Source organism: Flavobacterium acetivorans, from assembly GCF_020911885.1.
GTDB classification, from domain to species: Bacteria; Bacteroidota; Bacteroidia; order Flavobacteriales; family Flavobacteriaceae; genus Flavobacterium; species Flavobacterium acetivorans.
In genome coordinates, this window is record NZ_CP087132.1 from 3146022 (window position 1) to 3161654 (window position 15633).

17 protein-coding genes are annotated in these 15633 nt (G+C 34.8%); 12 read left to right on the top strand and 5 right to left on the bottom strand.

From position 1 onward, the window contains the following. Nucleotides 1-45: 45 nt before the first annotated feature. Complete coding sequence (locus LNP19_RS13640) at nt 46-1569, bottom strand: choice-of-anchor I family protein (protein WP_230062447.1); 1524 nt, start codon at nt 1567-1569, stop codon at nt 46-48. 195 nt (nt 1570-1764) lie between these two features. On the opposite strand from LNP19_RS13640, the gene LNP19_RS13645 reads away from it, so the two are divergent. Beyond that, nucleotides 1765-2805, top strand: a complete 1041-nt coding sequence (locus LNP19_RS13645; RefSeq protein WP_230062448.1) for an agmatine deiminase family protein — start codon at nt 1765-1767, stop codon at nt 2803-2805. A 77-nt stretch (nt 2806-2882) separates the two neighbouring features. Here LNP19_RS13645 and LNP19_RS13650 read toward each other — a convergent pair whose 3' ends face one another. Then, entirely contained in the window at nt 2883-5156 is a 2274-nt protein-coding gene (locus tag LNP19_RS13650; RefSeq protein WP_230062449.1) for a M1 family metallopeptidase, read from the bottom strand. 187 nt (nt 5157-5343) lie between these two features. Then, nucleotides 5344-5625, bottom strand: coding sequence for a hypothetical protein (locus LNP19_RS13655; RefSeq protein ID WP_230062450.1), 282 nt, complete (start codon nt 5623-5625; stop codon nt 5344-5346). 94 nt (nt 5626-5719) lie between these two features. On the opposite strand from LNP19_RS13655, the gene LNP19_RS13660 reads away from it, so the two are divergent. Both LNP19_RS13660 and LNP19_RS13665 read left to right on the top strand, forming a co-directional pair. Then, nucleotides 5720-6568 (top strand): aldose 1-epimerase family protein, encoded by an 849-nt coding sequence (locus LNP19_RS13660; RefSeq protein WP_230062451.1) that lies wholly within the window; start codon nt 5720-5722, stop codon nt 6566-6568. A 24-nt stretch (nt 6569-6592) separates the two neighbouring features. Next, nucleotides 6593-7144 (top strand): GNAT family N-acetyltransferase, encoded by a 552-nt coding sequence (locus tag LNP19_RS13665; protein WP_230062452.1) that lies wholly within the window; start codon nt 6593-6595, stop codon nt 7142-7144. On the opposite strand, the gene LNP19_RS13670 is transcribed toward LNP19_RS13665, so the two are convergent. Beyond that, on the bottom strand, nt 7141-7371 hold the full coding sequence (locus LNP19_RS13670; RefSeq protein WP_230062453.1) for a VF530 family protein: 231 nt from the start codon (nt 7369-7371) through the stop codon (nt 7141-7143). The genes LNP19_RS13665 and LNP19_RS13670 overlap by 4 nt on opposite strands. 49 nt (nt 7372-7420) lie before the next feature. On the opposite strand from LNP19_RS13670, the gene LNP19_RS13675 reads away from it, so the two are divergent. The 4 genes from LNP19_RS13675 (at nt 7421) to LNP19_RS13690 (ending at nt 9536) form a co-directional block, all read left to right on the top strand. Further along, nucleotides 7421-7612, top strand: coding sequence for a histidine phosphatase family protein (locus LNP19_RS13675; RefSeq protein WP_230062454.1), 192 nt, complete (start codon nt 7421-7423; stop codon nt 7610-7612). A gap of 123 nt (nt 7613-7735) precedes the next feature. Continuing rightward, nucleotides 7736-7906 carry a hypothetical protein gene (locus tag LNP19_RS13680; protein WP_230062455.1) on the top strand — a complete coding sequence of 57 codons (171 nt, stop codon included), beginning with the start codon at nt 7736-7738 and terminating at the stop codon, nt 7904-7906. Nucleotides 7907-7946: 40 nt separating this feature from the next. Beyond that, nucleotides 7947-8402 (top strand): SsrA-binding protein SmpB, encoded by a 456-nt coding sequence (smpB, locus tag LNP19_RS13685; protein WP_072944830.1) that lies wholly within the window; start codon nt 7947-7949, stop codon nt 8400-8402. A 78-nt stretch (nt 8403-8480) separates the two neighbouring features. Next, entirely contained in the window at nt 8481-9536 is a 1056-nt protein-coding gene (locus LNP19_RS13690; protein WP_230062456.1) for a Fic family protein, read from the top strand. A 29-nt stretch (nt 9537-9565) separates the two neighbouring features. Here the strand turns inward: LNP19_RS13690 and LNP19_RS13695 are convergent, their stop codons facing one another. Then, entirely contained in the window at nt 9566-10207 is a 642-nt protein-coding gene (locus tag LNP19_RS13695) for a protein-L-isoaspartate(D-aspartate) O-methyltransferase (RefSeq protein WP_230062457.1), read from the bottom strand. Between the two features lie 131 nt (nt 10208-10338). Between LNP19_RS13695 and LNP19_RS13700 the strand changes: the two genes are divergently transcribed. The 5 genes from LNP19_RS13700 to LNP19_RS13720 all read left to right on the top strand — a co-directional run bounded on the left by LNP19_RS13700 (nt 10339) and on the right by LNP19_RS13720 (nt 15628). Beyond that, nucleotides 10339-11304: a Gfo/Idh/MocA family protein gene (locus tag LNP19_RS13700; protein WP_230062458.1), complete on the top strand. Its 966-nt coding sequence runs from the start codon at nt 10339-10341 to the stop codon at nt 11302-11304. Between the two features lie 52 nt (nt 11305-11356). Further along, complete coding sequence (locus tag LNP19_RS13705; RefSeq protein ID WP_230062459.1) at nt 11357-12244, top strand: 3-hydroxyacyl-CoA dehydrogenase family protein; 888 nt, start codon at nt 11357-11359, stop codon at nt 12242-12244. Between the two features lie 66 nt (nt 12245-12310). Next, nucleotides 12311-13531, top strand: a complete 1221-nt coding sequence (locus LNP19_RS13710; protein ID WP_230062460.1) for a DUF1015 domain-containing protein — start codon at nt 12311-12313, stop codon at nt 13529-13531. 20 nt (nt 13532-13551) lie between these two features. Next, nucleotides 13552-14211, top strand: a complete 660-nt coding sequence (locus LNP19_RS13715; protein ID WP_230062461.1) for a YggS family pyridoxal phosphate-dependent enzyme — start codon at nt 13552-13554, stop codon at nt 14209-14211. A 55-nt stretch (nt 14212-14266) separates the two neighbouring features. Then, on the top strand, nt 14267-15628 hold the full coding sequence (locus LNP19_RS13720; RefSeq protein ID WP_230062462.1) for an exonuclease domain-containing protein: 1362 nt from the start codon (nt 14267-14269) through the stop codon (nt 15626-15628). Nucleotides 15629-15633: the final 5 nt, after the last annotated feature.

A 15633-nucleotide genomic window follows, 5' to 3' on the forward strand; every position in this document is an offset into this window, starting at 1 on the left:
CCAAATTGGTAGCTTTTTTTTGTCTAGAAACAATGATCTTAATTCTTAATTCAAATTAGGCTGAAAAAATTTAACAACTCCATCCCCTTCGCTACTTACTACAAGCAAACTTTTTTTCGTTGGACTTTTTGAAGCAGGAATAAAAAGTAATCCCTCAGGAGCATCACCCGTTTTGATGCTTTGCAAATATTGTGGAGCCGATGGATTCGTGATATCATAAACCATAACCGTATCAGTTCTTTCTAAGCCAACAAACAAAATTTGTTTGCTTCCCATTTGGGCAACCACAACTGATTCAGGCTCTGAACCTTTGTCATCACTTCGACCATCATCATAAGTTCCAAAATCATTCGAACGCTTGTCTAAGTCGTTTTTACTATCAAAAACCAAACTTCCCGAGTTTCCATTCCAAATTGTAAATGAACGGGCACCGAAACTTATCAATTCATCTAAATCACCGTCGGCATCGGTATCGCCTTCTGTAGAAATCAAATTCAAACGCCCCATTTTGTCATCCGTCTTAAAAGTGGCTGCATCTGGAAAAACAGTTGCGTCAAAAGTCATTTTGGCCAATCTTTTTACGTCAGCATAACTGCCGTATTCTCTAGCATCACCTTCATTGGCGGTGATAAAATAAGGAGTCCCATTTACAGTATAACTCGCAATTGCATCCGGCATAAACAGCCCTTTTACTTTCCAAGGCTTGAATACAACTGCTCCGTCTTTATCGCTGATATCAATTCCGTTTTCTGCCATATTGAAATCTTTATACCCCAAGCCAAAAATGGACGAAATGGTTTTGTTTGTCAAATCCACTTTGGCAACTCCATTATTTTCTTGTAAAGTAACCCAAGCCGTTTTCGAGTCGGCTGAAATCGTAATGTATTCCGGTTCAATATCAGCCGCAAAGCTTTTAGCGGTTTTAGAAACTCTAAATCCTTTGGTCTTCAACGTTGCCAACTGACTTTCGAAACCTGCAAAATTCAATGTAGTCACCGCATAATTATTAGAAACATCAATTATAGAAATAGAACCATTGGGATCAATAGTATAATCAGCATTGGGCTCTCCTTCATTGGCTGTCATAATAAATTTGCCGTCAGGCGAAAATACGACCATATCCGGCAAAGCTCCCACGGTAATTTCTTTAATCAAACTATAATCAGCGGTATTAAAAACAACCACCTTACCATTGGCTTGTTTGTCAATGGTAGATTCTAAAGCTACAGCAAGTTTACCATTGTATGTAGCTACACTGTTTGAAGCTCCGTTATAAATTGACAAATCAATGCTTGTAATACGTTTTGGATTGCTTGGATCGGTCAAATCAATCACATCAATTTTATTCGTATCACTATTATTTACCGTAAAAAGTTTCTTAGAAACTTCATCATAAGCACTTATTTCGGCAGCTCCTTCGCCTCCTATAGTTATTGAACCAATTTCTTTAAAAGTAGAAGGATTTTCATTTATCATTCCTTCCGGTATTTCATTCTCATTAGTGTTTTCATTTGCGCAAGCTGTCAATAAAAAAATTGATGCAAATAAGGCTAATCCATAGTTTTTCATAATTCTATTTTTAGTTTTTCCAAAAATAAAGAGATCCAATCGAAGCTAGATTAAAACAATATTATCGAATGATTAACAAACCTACTCTGCTTAAAAAATTTAAAATGATTAAGTTTATTTGGTTTCAAGCATTCAAAAACAATTTAAAAATTGCTCCTTAATGTTTACCTTTGTCCTTTATAATCGAAAAAAATCATGACTGAAAATAACAGAAGATTTCCTGCAGAATGGGAAAATCAACAAGGCATTTTACTTTGTTTTCCACATAACGGAAAAGATTGGCCCGGAAAATACGAAGCCATTCAATGGGCTTTTGTTGAATTTATAAAAAAAGTAGCCACATACGAGACTGTTTTTTTGATGGTTGCCGATGAAAAATTAAAAGAAAAAGTAAGCGATATGCTTGACAGAGCGAGAGTTAATCTCGATGCTGTTTCGTTTATTATCCAGAAAACCAACAGAAGTTGGATGCGTGACTCCGGTCCTATTGTAGTTTACAATGGTTCTCAGAGAGAGGCCCTAAACTTCAACTTTAATGGTTGGGCAAAATACTCCAATTACCAACTAGACAAACACGTTCCTGCCAAAGTTGCTGAAGAATTAAACATTCCTCTAACACAAGTAATGTATAAAGGCAAACCTGTAATTGTTGAAGGTGGCGCGATTGATTCAAACGGAAAAGGGACTTTACTCACTTCAGAGGAATGCTTGATGCATCCGGATATTCAGGTAAGAAATCCAAATTTCACAAAAGCAGATTACGAAGCGGTTTTCAAGGAATACCTGGGAATTACTAATGTGATTTGGTTAGGCGACGGTGTTGAAGGTGACGATACTCATGGACATATTGACGATTTGTGTCGTTTTATCAACGAAGACACCATTGTAACTATTGTAGAAACAGATCCAAATGACAGTAACTATGCTCCTTTGCAAGACAATTTAAAGCGTTTGCAAAATGCCAAATTGGAAAACGGCAAATCTCCAAAAATTGTCGAATTACCAATGCCAAAGCGAATCGATTTTGAAGATTTAAGATTACCTGCAAGTTATGCTAATTTCTTGATTTTAAATCAATGTGTCTTAGTCCCAACTTTCAATGATCCTAATGACCGTCAAGCACTCAACATTCTTGCGGACTGTTTCCCAGACCGAGAAGTGATAGGAATCAGCGCTATTGACTTAATCTGGGGATTTGGAACCTTACATTGCTTAAGTCAGCAAATTCCCGCTTAACATAGCAATTTGAACTATTCTTGTATAAAAAAAACACCAGCAATTGCTGGTGTTTTTTGTTTAGAACTTTAAATAGCCTAATTGTTTTTTGTAAAAGGTATTTTTTGACCATTATCGATAATGATCATATCAAATCCGGTTTGGCTTTCATTAAATTGAAATTGAAGCCCCGCTCTTTTAGATTCAAAAAGATCTTTAGCTACTGGTTCTACTGAAAATTTTGGATAGTCAGTTATTTCTACATTAAGCACGCTATTTTTCTCTGTAAAAACAATTTTCATAGGTGCTTTTGGATTGGAATAACTTCCTAAATAACCATCTAAAATAACATCTTTTTCTAGCACACCTTTGCCAGCTGTCCAAACATTATTTCCTTCGTTGCTGTCTGGAAAAACATGATCCGGATCTAAAGTGATGCTTTCTATTTCCTCAGTAGAATTGTGCTTAAACGACCAAACTGTATTTCTTTGCCAAATCTCAACCGGCAATTTCACTCTTTCTACTTTCCCGCTTTTGGTTTTCACCTCCAAAATTACCGGCATCGGCATTTTTTCAAAATTCTCAACAGTAATGACAACTCCTTGTTTAGGATCGTTTTTGACATATTTTATAGCCTTAATTCCTTGATCAAAACGCCAATTGTATTGGAACCAACCTCTCCAAAACCAACTTAAATCTTCCCCAGCAACATTCTCCATCGTTCTAAAGAAATCATCCGGTGTAGGATGTTTGTATGCCCAACGATCCATATAGGTTCGGAAAGCTTTGTCGAAACGCTCTTCACCTAAAATTTGCTCGCGTAAAATAATCAAACCAGAACTTGGTTTAAAATAACACAGCATGCCAATATTTGCTTCTTTCATGTTATCAGGAGAACTCATGATGGTTTCTAAACTTGGGCTCGTGAATGCCTCCGCCATTTTATGCAAATCCGTTGGTGGGGCTTTATACTCCCCGTTATTGAATTCAGCAGTACTCAATGAATTGATAAAAGTATTGAATCCTTCATCCATCCATCCAAATAAACGCTCATTCGATCCCACAATCATAGGAAACCAAATATGACCAAATTCATGATCAGTTACTCCCCATAAATCCTCTCCTTTTGATTCCCAACTGCAAAAAACAATTCCAGGATACTCCATTCCACCCTCATTTCCTGCTACGTTTACAGCTTCCGGATAAGGATATTCTAACCATCTTTTAGAATAGTTTTCAATCGATGCTTTCGTATATTCTGTAGAACGCCCCCAAGCATCATTGCCTGCACTTTCAACCGGATAAACAGACAGTGCCAGTGATTTTTTGCCACTAGGCAAATTAATTTTGGCACCATCTAAAATAAATGCCGCAGAAGAAGCCCAAGAAACGTCGCGAGAATTCTTCATTTTATAATGCCAGGTTTTAGTAGCAGTTGTAGCCGCTTTATTTGCTAAAGTATTTACTTCATCGGCAGTACGTATAAAAACCGTTTTATCGCTTTTTTTTGCTTGCGCTAATCTATTTTGTTCTAATGTAGAATATACAGCTGTTGGATTCACTAGTTCGCCTGAACAAACCACAATATGATTGGATGGTGCCGTAATTTTTACATCAAAATCGCCATATTCTAAATAAAACTCAGAAGCTCCTAAATACGGGTGCGTATTCCAACCTCTTACGTCATCGTATACACACATACGTGGGTACCATTGCGCAATGGTAAAAATTTTACCATTCTTAGTTTCAAGAACACCTGTGCGGTCTGAACCTTCTTCTGGTGAAATATAAGAAAAGTCAATTTTAACTTTTACATTTCCTCCTTTGGCCTTCAATTCCTGCGGAAGAAAAACTTGCATTCTGGTATCAGTAATTAAATATTTAACATCTGTTTCACTGCTTTTACCTTTAACTGTAGTGATAACTTTTACCGATTTTATTTTATGTCCGCCATCAAATACTTGCCCTTGAGCACCGTTGCGACTTCCTGTCAAAGGCACAACAGCATTACCGCGTGAATCGGCTTTGAATAAATTTTGATCCAAATGCATCCACAAAAAAGACATTTTATCAGGACTATTATTAGTGTAGCTTATTATTGCGTTTCCACTAATTTCGTTCTTTTCTTCATTTAAACTTGCTGTCAATTGATAATCAGCTCTATTCTGCCAATATTCAGCACCCGGCTGTCCACTCGCTGAACGCGTAGTTGTACCATTTTTCGAATAAAAAAACGGAGCAAAGGCGTCGTGATAATTATAATTTGACACTGGGCCATTCCCTGAAACAGCAGGAGCTTGCTGTGCCCATAGGGAAGAAATTGCCAATAACAAAGCCAACTGAAACAGGCTTTTAAAACAATTGATTTTCATAAAGATGTGTTTTTTGATAAGTAAAATTTTAGACTTGTACTTCTAAGTACCCAATCTAAATATCTTTCTTTAAATTTAAACAACGAATTTAGCTAAATTTTAAGAATATCATAATTCAACAAGGCTTTTTATTAAAAAATTAAGATAATAAAAAAAATCAACTGAAGAGTTGATTTTTAGATTAAACCTATATTATTTTAATAATTCTGTTTATGGGAATTCCCACCCCTTTTTTGAGAACAACACTGTAGTCAGTTACTGCCCAAACCGTAGTTTCGACGACTTTTCTCGATTCCTCATCCTCAAAGAAAATTTTTATTTTTGTATGTTCTAAATTCCCTAAAGATTGCGCTCGCTCTAAATCAATTCGCCTTTGTACAATTGCGTCTGAATCTTTGAGAATCTCTTCGGGAGGAAATTTTAAAACATGAATATCCTCTTTTTCTATCAGTTGAAAATTTGCCATCATACTATTTCTTTTTTCAGTTTACAACCAGTATTTGTCTTAGTGAATTTAATGAAATATATTTACAAATCAAAAAGAACACAAACTTATATTTATAGTGCATACAACAATTAAACTAGCCGATTTATCTGCTACAATAAACCACAAAGGGGCCGAATTAATTTCTTTCAAAAGAAATACTCGTGAATATATTTGGGAAGGCAATCCCGAGTTTTGGGGGAAACACTCCCCTGTTTTATTTCCAATTGTAGGAACTCTTAAAAACAATAGCTATCAATTTAACAATACAGCCTATTCCTTATCCAGACACGGTTTTGCTCGAGAAATGCAATTTGATTTACTTGAGCAAAAAGAAAATAGCGCTACTTTTTCACTACAATCAACAATTGAAACTTTAAAAGTTTACCCTTTTGATTTTGAACTACAGATCACTTATTCATTGCAGCAAAATAAGCTTGATATTAAATATAATGTCATTAATAAAGGTAAATCCAAAATGCCTTTTTCTATTGGAGCGCATCCCGCCTTTGCATTGACTGCTAATTTTGAGGATCATTCCCTTGAATTTGAAAAAGAAGAGGTTTTAGAGTATTATCTTTTAGAAGACGGCTTAATTTCTAACAAAACAATAAAACATAGGCTTCAAAACAAGAGTATTCCTTTGACGTACCAATTGTTCGAAAATGACGCCTTGGTTTTCAAAAAAAAAGAATCTAAAGCAGTAACTATCTTAGAAAATCAAAATCCAATACTAAGAATCCGGTTCGAAGATTTTCCTAATTTAGGAATCTGGACTGTAGCAAATGCTCCTTTTCTATGTATAGAACCTTGGTATGGCTACTCGGACACAACAAATAGCAGCGGTGATCTTTTTACAAAAGAAGGCATCCAAATTTTAAACCCAAATGAAAAATTTCAACCAAAATTCAGTATTGAACTTTTATAAACTCCAATAAAAAAACATCTAATTATGCTAACCATCAATTTCACTCCTTTTCCAAATTTAGAAACCGAACGCTTATTATTAAGACGCGTTAATAATACTGATGTGAATGAAATTTTCGAATTAAGATCCAATCCCGAAACGATGAAATACATCCCAAGACCTTTAGTTACAACTACAGAGGAGGCCTTGGAACACATAGCTATGATTGATGCCAAGATAGACAGTAATGAAGGAATCAATTGGGCAATAACATTAAAAGGCGATTCTAAATTGATTGGGATTATTGGTCATTACCGAATCAAACCTGAGCATTATCGTGCAGAAATTGGGTATATGTTGTTACCAGAATACAGCGGCAAAGGTATTGTCAGCGAAGCCGTTGAGGAAGCTGTTAAATATGGTTTCGAGATTATGAAACTGCATTCTATTGAAGCTGTTATTGATCCTGAAAATAATGGTTCAGCGCGAGTTTTGGAAAAATTACAGTTTGTAAAAGAAGCCCATTTGAAAGAAAATGAATTCTTTGATGGTCGTTTTTTGGACAGCGTTATTTATTCAATTTTAAACAAGCATTAATTAGAAAACTGATTTACAGATCTAACATACAACTCTTCTACTTCTTTTCTAGCCCAATCAGTTTTTCTTAAAAAGGTGAGACTCGATTTAATACTTGGATTATCATTAAAGCATTTAATTTTAATTAATTCTCCCAAAGTGTCAAATCCATAATGAGCTACTAATTTCTCTAAAATAACCTTTAGGGTTATTCCGTGAAGAGGATCTTTTGAATGCTGCTTTTCCATATTGCAAATATATAAAACTGGACCTATAAGACCTCTTAAATTAATCCAAATGAAAAAGTTTTTATTAATAATCGCTTTATTTGTTTTACAAAATAGTTTTGGGCAACAAAACACTACTACTTATTATTTTATTCGTCATGCAGAGAAAGCTGATAATTCTAAAAACCCTGTATTGTCTGAAATAGGTATTCAAAGAGCAAAAATGTGGAATAATCTATTCTCTGAAATTGATTTCGACTAAATTTATACTACCGATTATATTCGAACTCAGCAAACAGGCTCTCCAACTGCAGTCACAAGAAAAATAAATATTAAACTTTATGATCCCAAAACAATCGTTATTGACTCATTTAAAAAAGAAACAGTGGGTAAAAAAATATTAATTGTTGGCCATAGCAATTCCACGCCTGATTTTGTAAATAAAATCATCAATAAGGATAAATATACTGCTATTGATGAAAATACTTTTGGCAATCTTTATATAATAACTGTCAGCGGAAACACGATTACGCATCAGCAATTGAAATTACCTTAATTTATTGCGAAAAATTTAATTTTTGTTACCTTTGTTGCTTATGCTAAAAACAGTCAACATACTTAATAAAAGAGCTCGATTCGATTATGAAATAATCGAAAAGTTCACCGCAGGAATTGTTTTGGCGGGAACCGAAATAAAATCCATACGTTTAGGAAAAGCGAATATTACCGAGAGTTTCTGCGAGTTTAGTGGTACGGAACTTTTTGCCATCAATACCTATATCGAAGAATATGCTTTTGGGAATCAATTTAACCATAAAGCCCGAAGCGAAAGAAAACTTTTACTCAATAAACGCGAACTGAAAAGTTTAGCACGAAGTGTACAATCCAAGGGGTTAACCATAGTTCCTTTAAAATTATTCACTAACGAAAAAGGAATGGCTAAATTGGAAATAGGACTTTGCCGAGGTAAAAAAACCTATGACAAACGCGAATCATTAAAAGAACAAGATACCAAACGCGATTTAGACCGAATTAAAAAAGCGTACAAATAGCAAAAAGGGTAATTGATTTTACCCTTTTTTATTATTTAAAATGATGACTATATTTGTCAAGACTTCATAAATCTTAATATGGAAACAAAAACGCTCCTCAAAAACGCAAGAGAACAAAAAGGACTCAAAACCAGAGAAGTGGCACAAATTCTAGGCATCGATCAGGCTTTAATCAGTAAATTTGAAACTGGAACCAGAAAACCTACAAAAGAACAAGTCGTAAAAATTGCCACATTACTAGAAATCGATCTGGAATCTCTTATGATTAGCTGGCTAAAAGAAAAAATAATACATGAAATTGGCAACGACGAATTTGCATTGCAAGCATTAAAAGCAGCCGAAGAAGAAATTAAATCGAATAAAAATGCTTCTGCTAAGAAAGTTTCTACTTTACTTCAAAAACTTTTGGATGAAATAGATCTTTTCAAGGCAAAACTGAATCCTTTCCGACCTATTGAAAATAGTCCTCTGAATCAAGCTTTCGAATTAGAATACACACATGCGAGCAATTGCATTGAAGGAAATACGCTTACTCTAGCCGAAACGGATCTTGTTATCAATGAAGGACAAACTATTTCGGGCAAGAGCATGAGAGAACATTTGGAAGCCATAAACCACCAAGAAGCCATTGCTTTTATTAAAAATGCAATCCAAAAAAATACAATTCTTAGTGAAAAAGAACTCATTTCCTTACATGGAATTATTTTGAGAGGAATTTTGCCAAAAGAAGCCGGTCAATACAGAAATGTATCTATTACAATAAAAAACAACAGTTTTAATCCTGCTGACCCACTGACTATTCCCAAAGAAATTGAAACATTGTTTAATTGGTATGAATTAAATAAAAACAATACACATCCTATTATTTTGGCAGCCACAATAAAAGAGCGACTTTTAACTATTCATCCTTTTATAAATGGCAACGGAAAAGTATCGAGACTGATTATGAACCTGATTCTCTTGCAACACGGTTATCCAATAGCAAACATAAAAGCGACCGAAGATAAACGAATGCACTATTACCAAACTCTAAAAGCTTCTTTAGCACAAGAAAACAAAGAAGATTTTATAATGTTTATTGCCCAAACTGAAAAAGAAAATATCCAAAGATTTCTTGAAGTTATCAATCAATAAAAAACCATTCTGTTTTTGAATGGTTTTATTTAATTTTTATCTTCCAGTAGAGGCACAAATCTACATTCCCCGAGTTCATGTTTCTCAAATTGGGTCTCATTCTTGCGAATCAACAGCGTCATTTCTTGCACATCATCTCCCAACGGAATAACTAATCTTCCACCTATTTTTAGCTGTGCCATTAAAGGTTTTGGTATAAATGGCGCGCCAGCAGTCACAATAATGCTGTCAAAAGGAGCATAACCCGGTAACCCTTTGTAACCATCGCCAAAAGAAAGATGTTTGGGACGAATCCCCAACTTAGGCAACAAAACCGAAGTTTGTTTAAACAGTTCGTTTTGTCTCTCCACACTATAAACTTTGGCACCCATCAAACACAAAACAGCGGTTTGGTAACCGGAGCCGGTTCCAATTTCCAAAATTTTATGATCTTTTTTTATTTCCAATAATTGCGATTGAAAAGCAACAGTATAAGGTTGCGAAATCGTTTGGCCTGCAGCAATAGGAAATGCCTTGTCTTGATAAGCATAATCTTCAAAACTGGAATTCAAAAAAAGGTGTCTTGGGATTTTTTTGATCGCTTCCAAAACATTTTTATCCGTGATCCCTTTTTGCTCTAAAACGCTTACTAATTGATTCCGAAGTCCTTGATGTTTGGCTGTGTCTTTCAAAATTTGTAGATTTTATTTTGGTAAAAATAGAAGTAAAAACATCATTTTCCAAATGCAAAATTCAACTTCAAAAGTCATTATTTTAATTGGAATTTGGTATTTATTGTTATTTTTGTAGAAATTACATCACTATGCTGAAAATTGGAGTATTAGGTGCTGGTCACCTAGGAAAAATACATTTGCGATTATTACAACAATCTGAAAAATACGAATTAGTTGGTTTTTATGACCCTAATCAAGAAAATGCGGAGAAAGTTTCTAAAGAATTTGGATACAAACATTTCAGCACGATAGCAACACTTATCCACGCCGTAGATGTCATAGATATCGTTACGCCTACACTTTCTCATTATAAATGTGCCAAAGTTGCCATCAAATCCGGTAAACACGTTTTTATTGAAAAACCCATTTCAAATACATTAGAAGAAGCCGAAGAAATTATCGCTTTGGCTAATGAATACAATGTAAAAGGGCAAGTAGGCCATGTTGAAAGATTCAATCCTGCCTTTATTGCTACCAAAAACATGATTGAGAATCCCATGTTTATTGAAACCCATCGTTTGGCCGAATTCAATCCGCGCGGAACAGATGTTCCCGTAGTTTTGGACTTAATGATACACGACATCGACGTTATTCTCAGTGTGGTGAAATCAAAAGTAAAAAATGTTAGCGCCAGCGGTGTCTCGGTTATAAGCGAAACTCCGGATATTGCCAATGCCCGAATCGAATTTGAAAATGGCTGTGTTGCTAATTTGACTGCCAGCAGAATTTCGATGAAAAACATGCGTAAAACCCGTTTTTTTCAAAAAGACGCCTACATCTCTGTTGACTTTTTGGAGAAAAAATGTGAAGTCGTAAAAATGAAAGATGCTCCTGAAATCCCTGGTGATTTTGATATGATTTTGCAAAATGCAGAAGGCGTAAAAAAACAGATCTATTTTTCTAATCCCGATGTCGAACAAAACAACGCCATATTGGAAGAATTAGACACCTTTGCCGATGCAATAAATAACAATACAACTCCAATTGTAACCTTGGAACAAGCTACCGAAGCGTTAAAAGTTGCCTATCAGATTATCGATTGTTTTAAGAAATAAATAAACCTTAGCATTTAAAAGTTAAACGAGAAAACTTTAAAATTATAATTAAATGAAAATAATAGCAGTAATAGGTGCAGGAACAATGGGGAACGGAATTGCCCATACTTTTGCCCAAAGTGGTTTTACCGTAAAATTAATTGATGTTTCCGAAAAATCACTAGACAAAGGAATGGCGACCATTGCCGCTAATTTAGACCGAATGGTTACAAAAGGAACCATAACCGAAGAGGATAAAATGAAAACTATTACTAATATCATCACTTATACTGACATCAAAGATGGCGTTGTAGGAGCTGATTTAGTGGTGGAAGCCGCTACTGAAAACGTAGAATTGAAACTTAATATTTTCAAGCAATTGAATGAGGCTTGTTCCCATAATACCATATTGGCAACTAATACTTCTTCTATTTCCATTACGCAAATAGGAGCTGTTGTTTCGCATCCGGAACGCGTTATTGGGATGCACTTTATGAATCCGGTGCCAATTATGAAATTGGTCGAAATTATTCGTGGTTACAACACTTCTGACGAGGTAACGAAAATCATAATGACATTATCTGAAAAATTAGGAAAAGTTCCAACAGAAGTTAATGATTACCCCGGTTTTGTAGCCAACAGAATTTTGATGCCTATGATCAATGAATCTATCGAAACACTATACAATGGCGTTGCAGGAGTTCAAGAAATTGATACCGTAATGAAATTAGGAATGGGACATCCGATGGGACCGCTACAATTGGCTGATTTTATTGGGCTTGACGTATGTTTAGCAATATTAAATGTAATGTACGACGGTTTCAAAAACCCAAAATATGCACCTTGTCCTTTATTGGTAAATATGGTTCGTGCGGGCAAATTGGGAGTGAAATCCGGAGAAGGTTTCTACGATTATGCTGAAAGCAAAAAAGCAGAGAAAGTTTCTAAACAATTTATTTAAAAAAGTCACAGTTTCGGTTTCCAGCAAATTAACATTCCTGAAAACTGAAACTGAAAACCAAATCCGATGGCCAAAATAAGTCCTTTTAAAGCAGTTCGGCCTACCTCTGACAAAGTGAGCTTAGTTACTTCGCGTTCCTATGATGACTATGGAGCTGCAGAACTTGCCGCCTATTTAGAATTCAATCCGTTTTCATTTTTACACATTCTCAATCCGGCCTATGTCAACCAACAAAAATTGGGTTGGGACAAGCGATTTAAAATGGTAAAACACAAATACCATGATTTTAAAAAAGACGGTGTTTTAGTCCAGGAAGAAAAAGCTGTTTTTTATCTGTATGAAATTCAATCAAAAAACCATTCCTTTACTGGGATTTTGGCAGGAATTTCAATTGAAGATTATCAAAATAATATAATCAAAAAACACGAGGACACCTTGCAATATCGTGTTGATTTGTTCAAGGACTATTTGCATCAAACCGGTTTTAATACCGAGCCTGTTTTGATAACTTATAATGACAACCAGGAACTTTCTGAATGGATTTCGACAAAAAAAACAGCTCGACCAATTTACGAATTTGCAACTACCAATAAAGAAAAGCACATCCTTTGGACTATTGAAAGTGAAGACGAAATCAATTGGTTAAAAATGCAATTTGAAAAAATAGGCGACTTGTATATTGCCGACGGACATCATCGATCCGCATCAGCCGAATTGCTTTTTAAAGAAGATAAAGAGTTGGAAAATGAAAACCTGAATTCTTTCATGAGTTTTCTTATCGCCGAAAGCAATGTTAAAATTTACGAATATAATAGAATCATCAGAGATTTAAACAACTATTCGAAAGACGAATTTATCAAGAAAATTTCTGAACATTTTGTCATCAAAAGCAAAAAACAGGAACTCTGGAAACCAAAACACAAGTTTGAATTCGGAATGTATCTTGATGGCGAGTTTTATGCTTTGCGATTAAAAGAAGAGTTTTTCGTTTTCGAAAATGAATTATCAAAACTTGATGCGCAAATCATATACGACACGGTTTTAAAGCCAATTTTAGGCATAGACGATCTGCGTACCGATGACAGAATTGAGTATGTACCGGGAACAAAATCCATCACAACCATAAAAGAATTGGTAGATAGTGGTGAGTTTAAAGTTGGTTTTATCATGTTTCCTTCAAATATTAATGAAATAAAAGCTTTGGCTGATGCTAATTTAATCATGCCTCCAAAAAGCACTTACATCGAACCCAAATTCAGAAGTGGTTTGGTGATTTATGAGCTTTAAATCTGTTTAAAAATTAAAAAATGTCAATAGCAACCAATTTACAATCCATAAAATCTTCTTTGGCTGAAAACGTAACACTTGTTGCCGTTTCTAAAACCAAACCCATCGCTGATTTGATGGAGGCCTATGATGCAGGACAACGCATTTTTGGTGAAAACAAAATCCAGGAAATGGCCGAGAAATGGGAACAAATGCCCAAAGACATCCAATGGCATATGATTGGACATGTTCAAACCAATAAGGTCAAATTTATGGCACAATTTGTGAGCCTGATTCACGGTGTAGACAGTTTGAAATTATTGCAGGAAATTAACAAACAAGCTCTTAAAAACAATCGAATTATTGACTGTTTACTACAAATACATATTGCCGAAGAGGAAACGAAATTTGGTCTTGATGAAAAGGAATTGGCTTCCCTACTTTCTTCAAATGAATTTCAGCAAATGAAGAACATTCGAATTACAGGATTAATGGGAATGGCCACTTTTACAGATAATCAAAACCAGATTAGAAAAGAATTTTTACATCTAAAATCGATTTTTGATCAATTAAAAAAACTGCAAACTGCAAACTGCGAACTGCAAACTATTTCAATGGGAATGTCTGGGGATTATCAAATTGCCATTGAATGCGGAAGCACAATGGTTCGAATAGGAAGTAGTATCTTTGGGAACAGATAAAAGAAAATAGGAAAAAGGCTGAACACAATAAACTGAACACTGAATACTAAAGAATTTGTACGCAATATTAGACATAGAAACCACAGGAGGGCAATTCAATGAAGAAGGAATTACCGAAATCGCCATTTATAAATTTGATGGCCATGAAATCGTGGACCAATTTATCAGTTTAGTCAATCCCGAAATTCCAATTCAGCCTTTTGTTGTTAAATTGACTGGTATAAATAATGCTATGCTCCGATCGGCACCCAAATTTTTTGAGGTGGCTAAACGCATCATCGAAATAACAAATGATTGTGTACTAGTTGCTCATAATGCTGATTTTGATTACAGAATTTTAAGAACCGAGTTCAGACGTTTAGGATATGATTTCAACCAAAAAACGCTTTGTACTGTTGAACTGTCTAAAAAATTATTGCCAGAACAAGTCTCACATAGTTTAGGCAAATTAGTGCGTGCTTTAGGAATTCCAATGGCTGACAGGCATCGTGCCAGCGGTGATGCTATGGCAACGGTAAAACTATTCAAGATGCTTCTGGACAAAGACTTGGAAAAAGAAATTGTCAGGGAACTCATTAAAACAGAAGTCCAAAAAGGAATTGCACCAAAATTATTTAGTATCATTGAAAAACTCCCTTCAAAAACAGGAGTATATTACATTCATAACCAAGAAGGTAAGATTATTTTTATTGGCAAAAGCAAAAATATAAAAAAGAGAGTCAATCAACATTTCACAGGAATCACTCGCAGTGCTAAAAAAATTCAAGCCGAAGTCTTTACCGTAACCTATGAAGAAACGGGCAGTGAATTAATCGGCATATTGAAAGAAATAGAAGAAATAAAAATTAATAGACCTATTTACAACAGAATGTCTCGTAAGAATAATTATTCTTGGGCCATCTATTCTGAAAAAAATACCGAAGGCTATTTGACTCTAAAACTTCAAAAAGCAGATGGTAGAAAAAAAGAAATCACCTCTTATCTTACTATGCAGGAAGGTAAAAATGCCTTATCTCATATTACATCTGAATTCAAATTATGTCAAAAACTAACCGGATTATATGAAACCAAAACCCATTGCTTTCAATATAATATCAACGAATGTGACGGCACTTGTGTAGGTTCGGTTTCTCCGACAGAGTACAATCAAAGAGTAAGCGACTTTATTTCTAAAAACAGTTTTGAAAATAAAAGTATGGTTATCGTTGATCGAGGTCGAAATATAAATGAGCGAAGTGCAATTCTGGTGGAAAATGGCGAATACAAAGGGTATGCTTTCTTTGATTTGAATTATCAAATACATCAAATAGAAATTTTGAAAAACATCATTATTCCGATGCAAAATAGCCGCGATACTCGTAAAACAATTCAAGCTTATCTTAGAAAAAATAAAGGTTTTAAGATTATAAATTTCTAATAGGA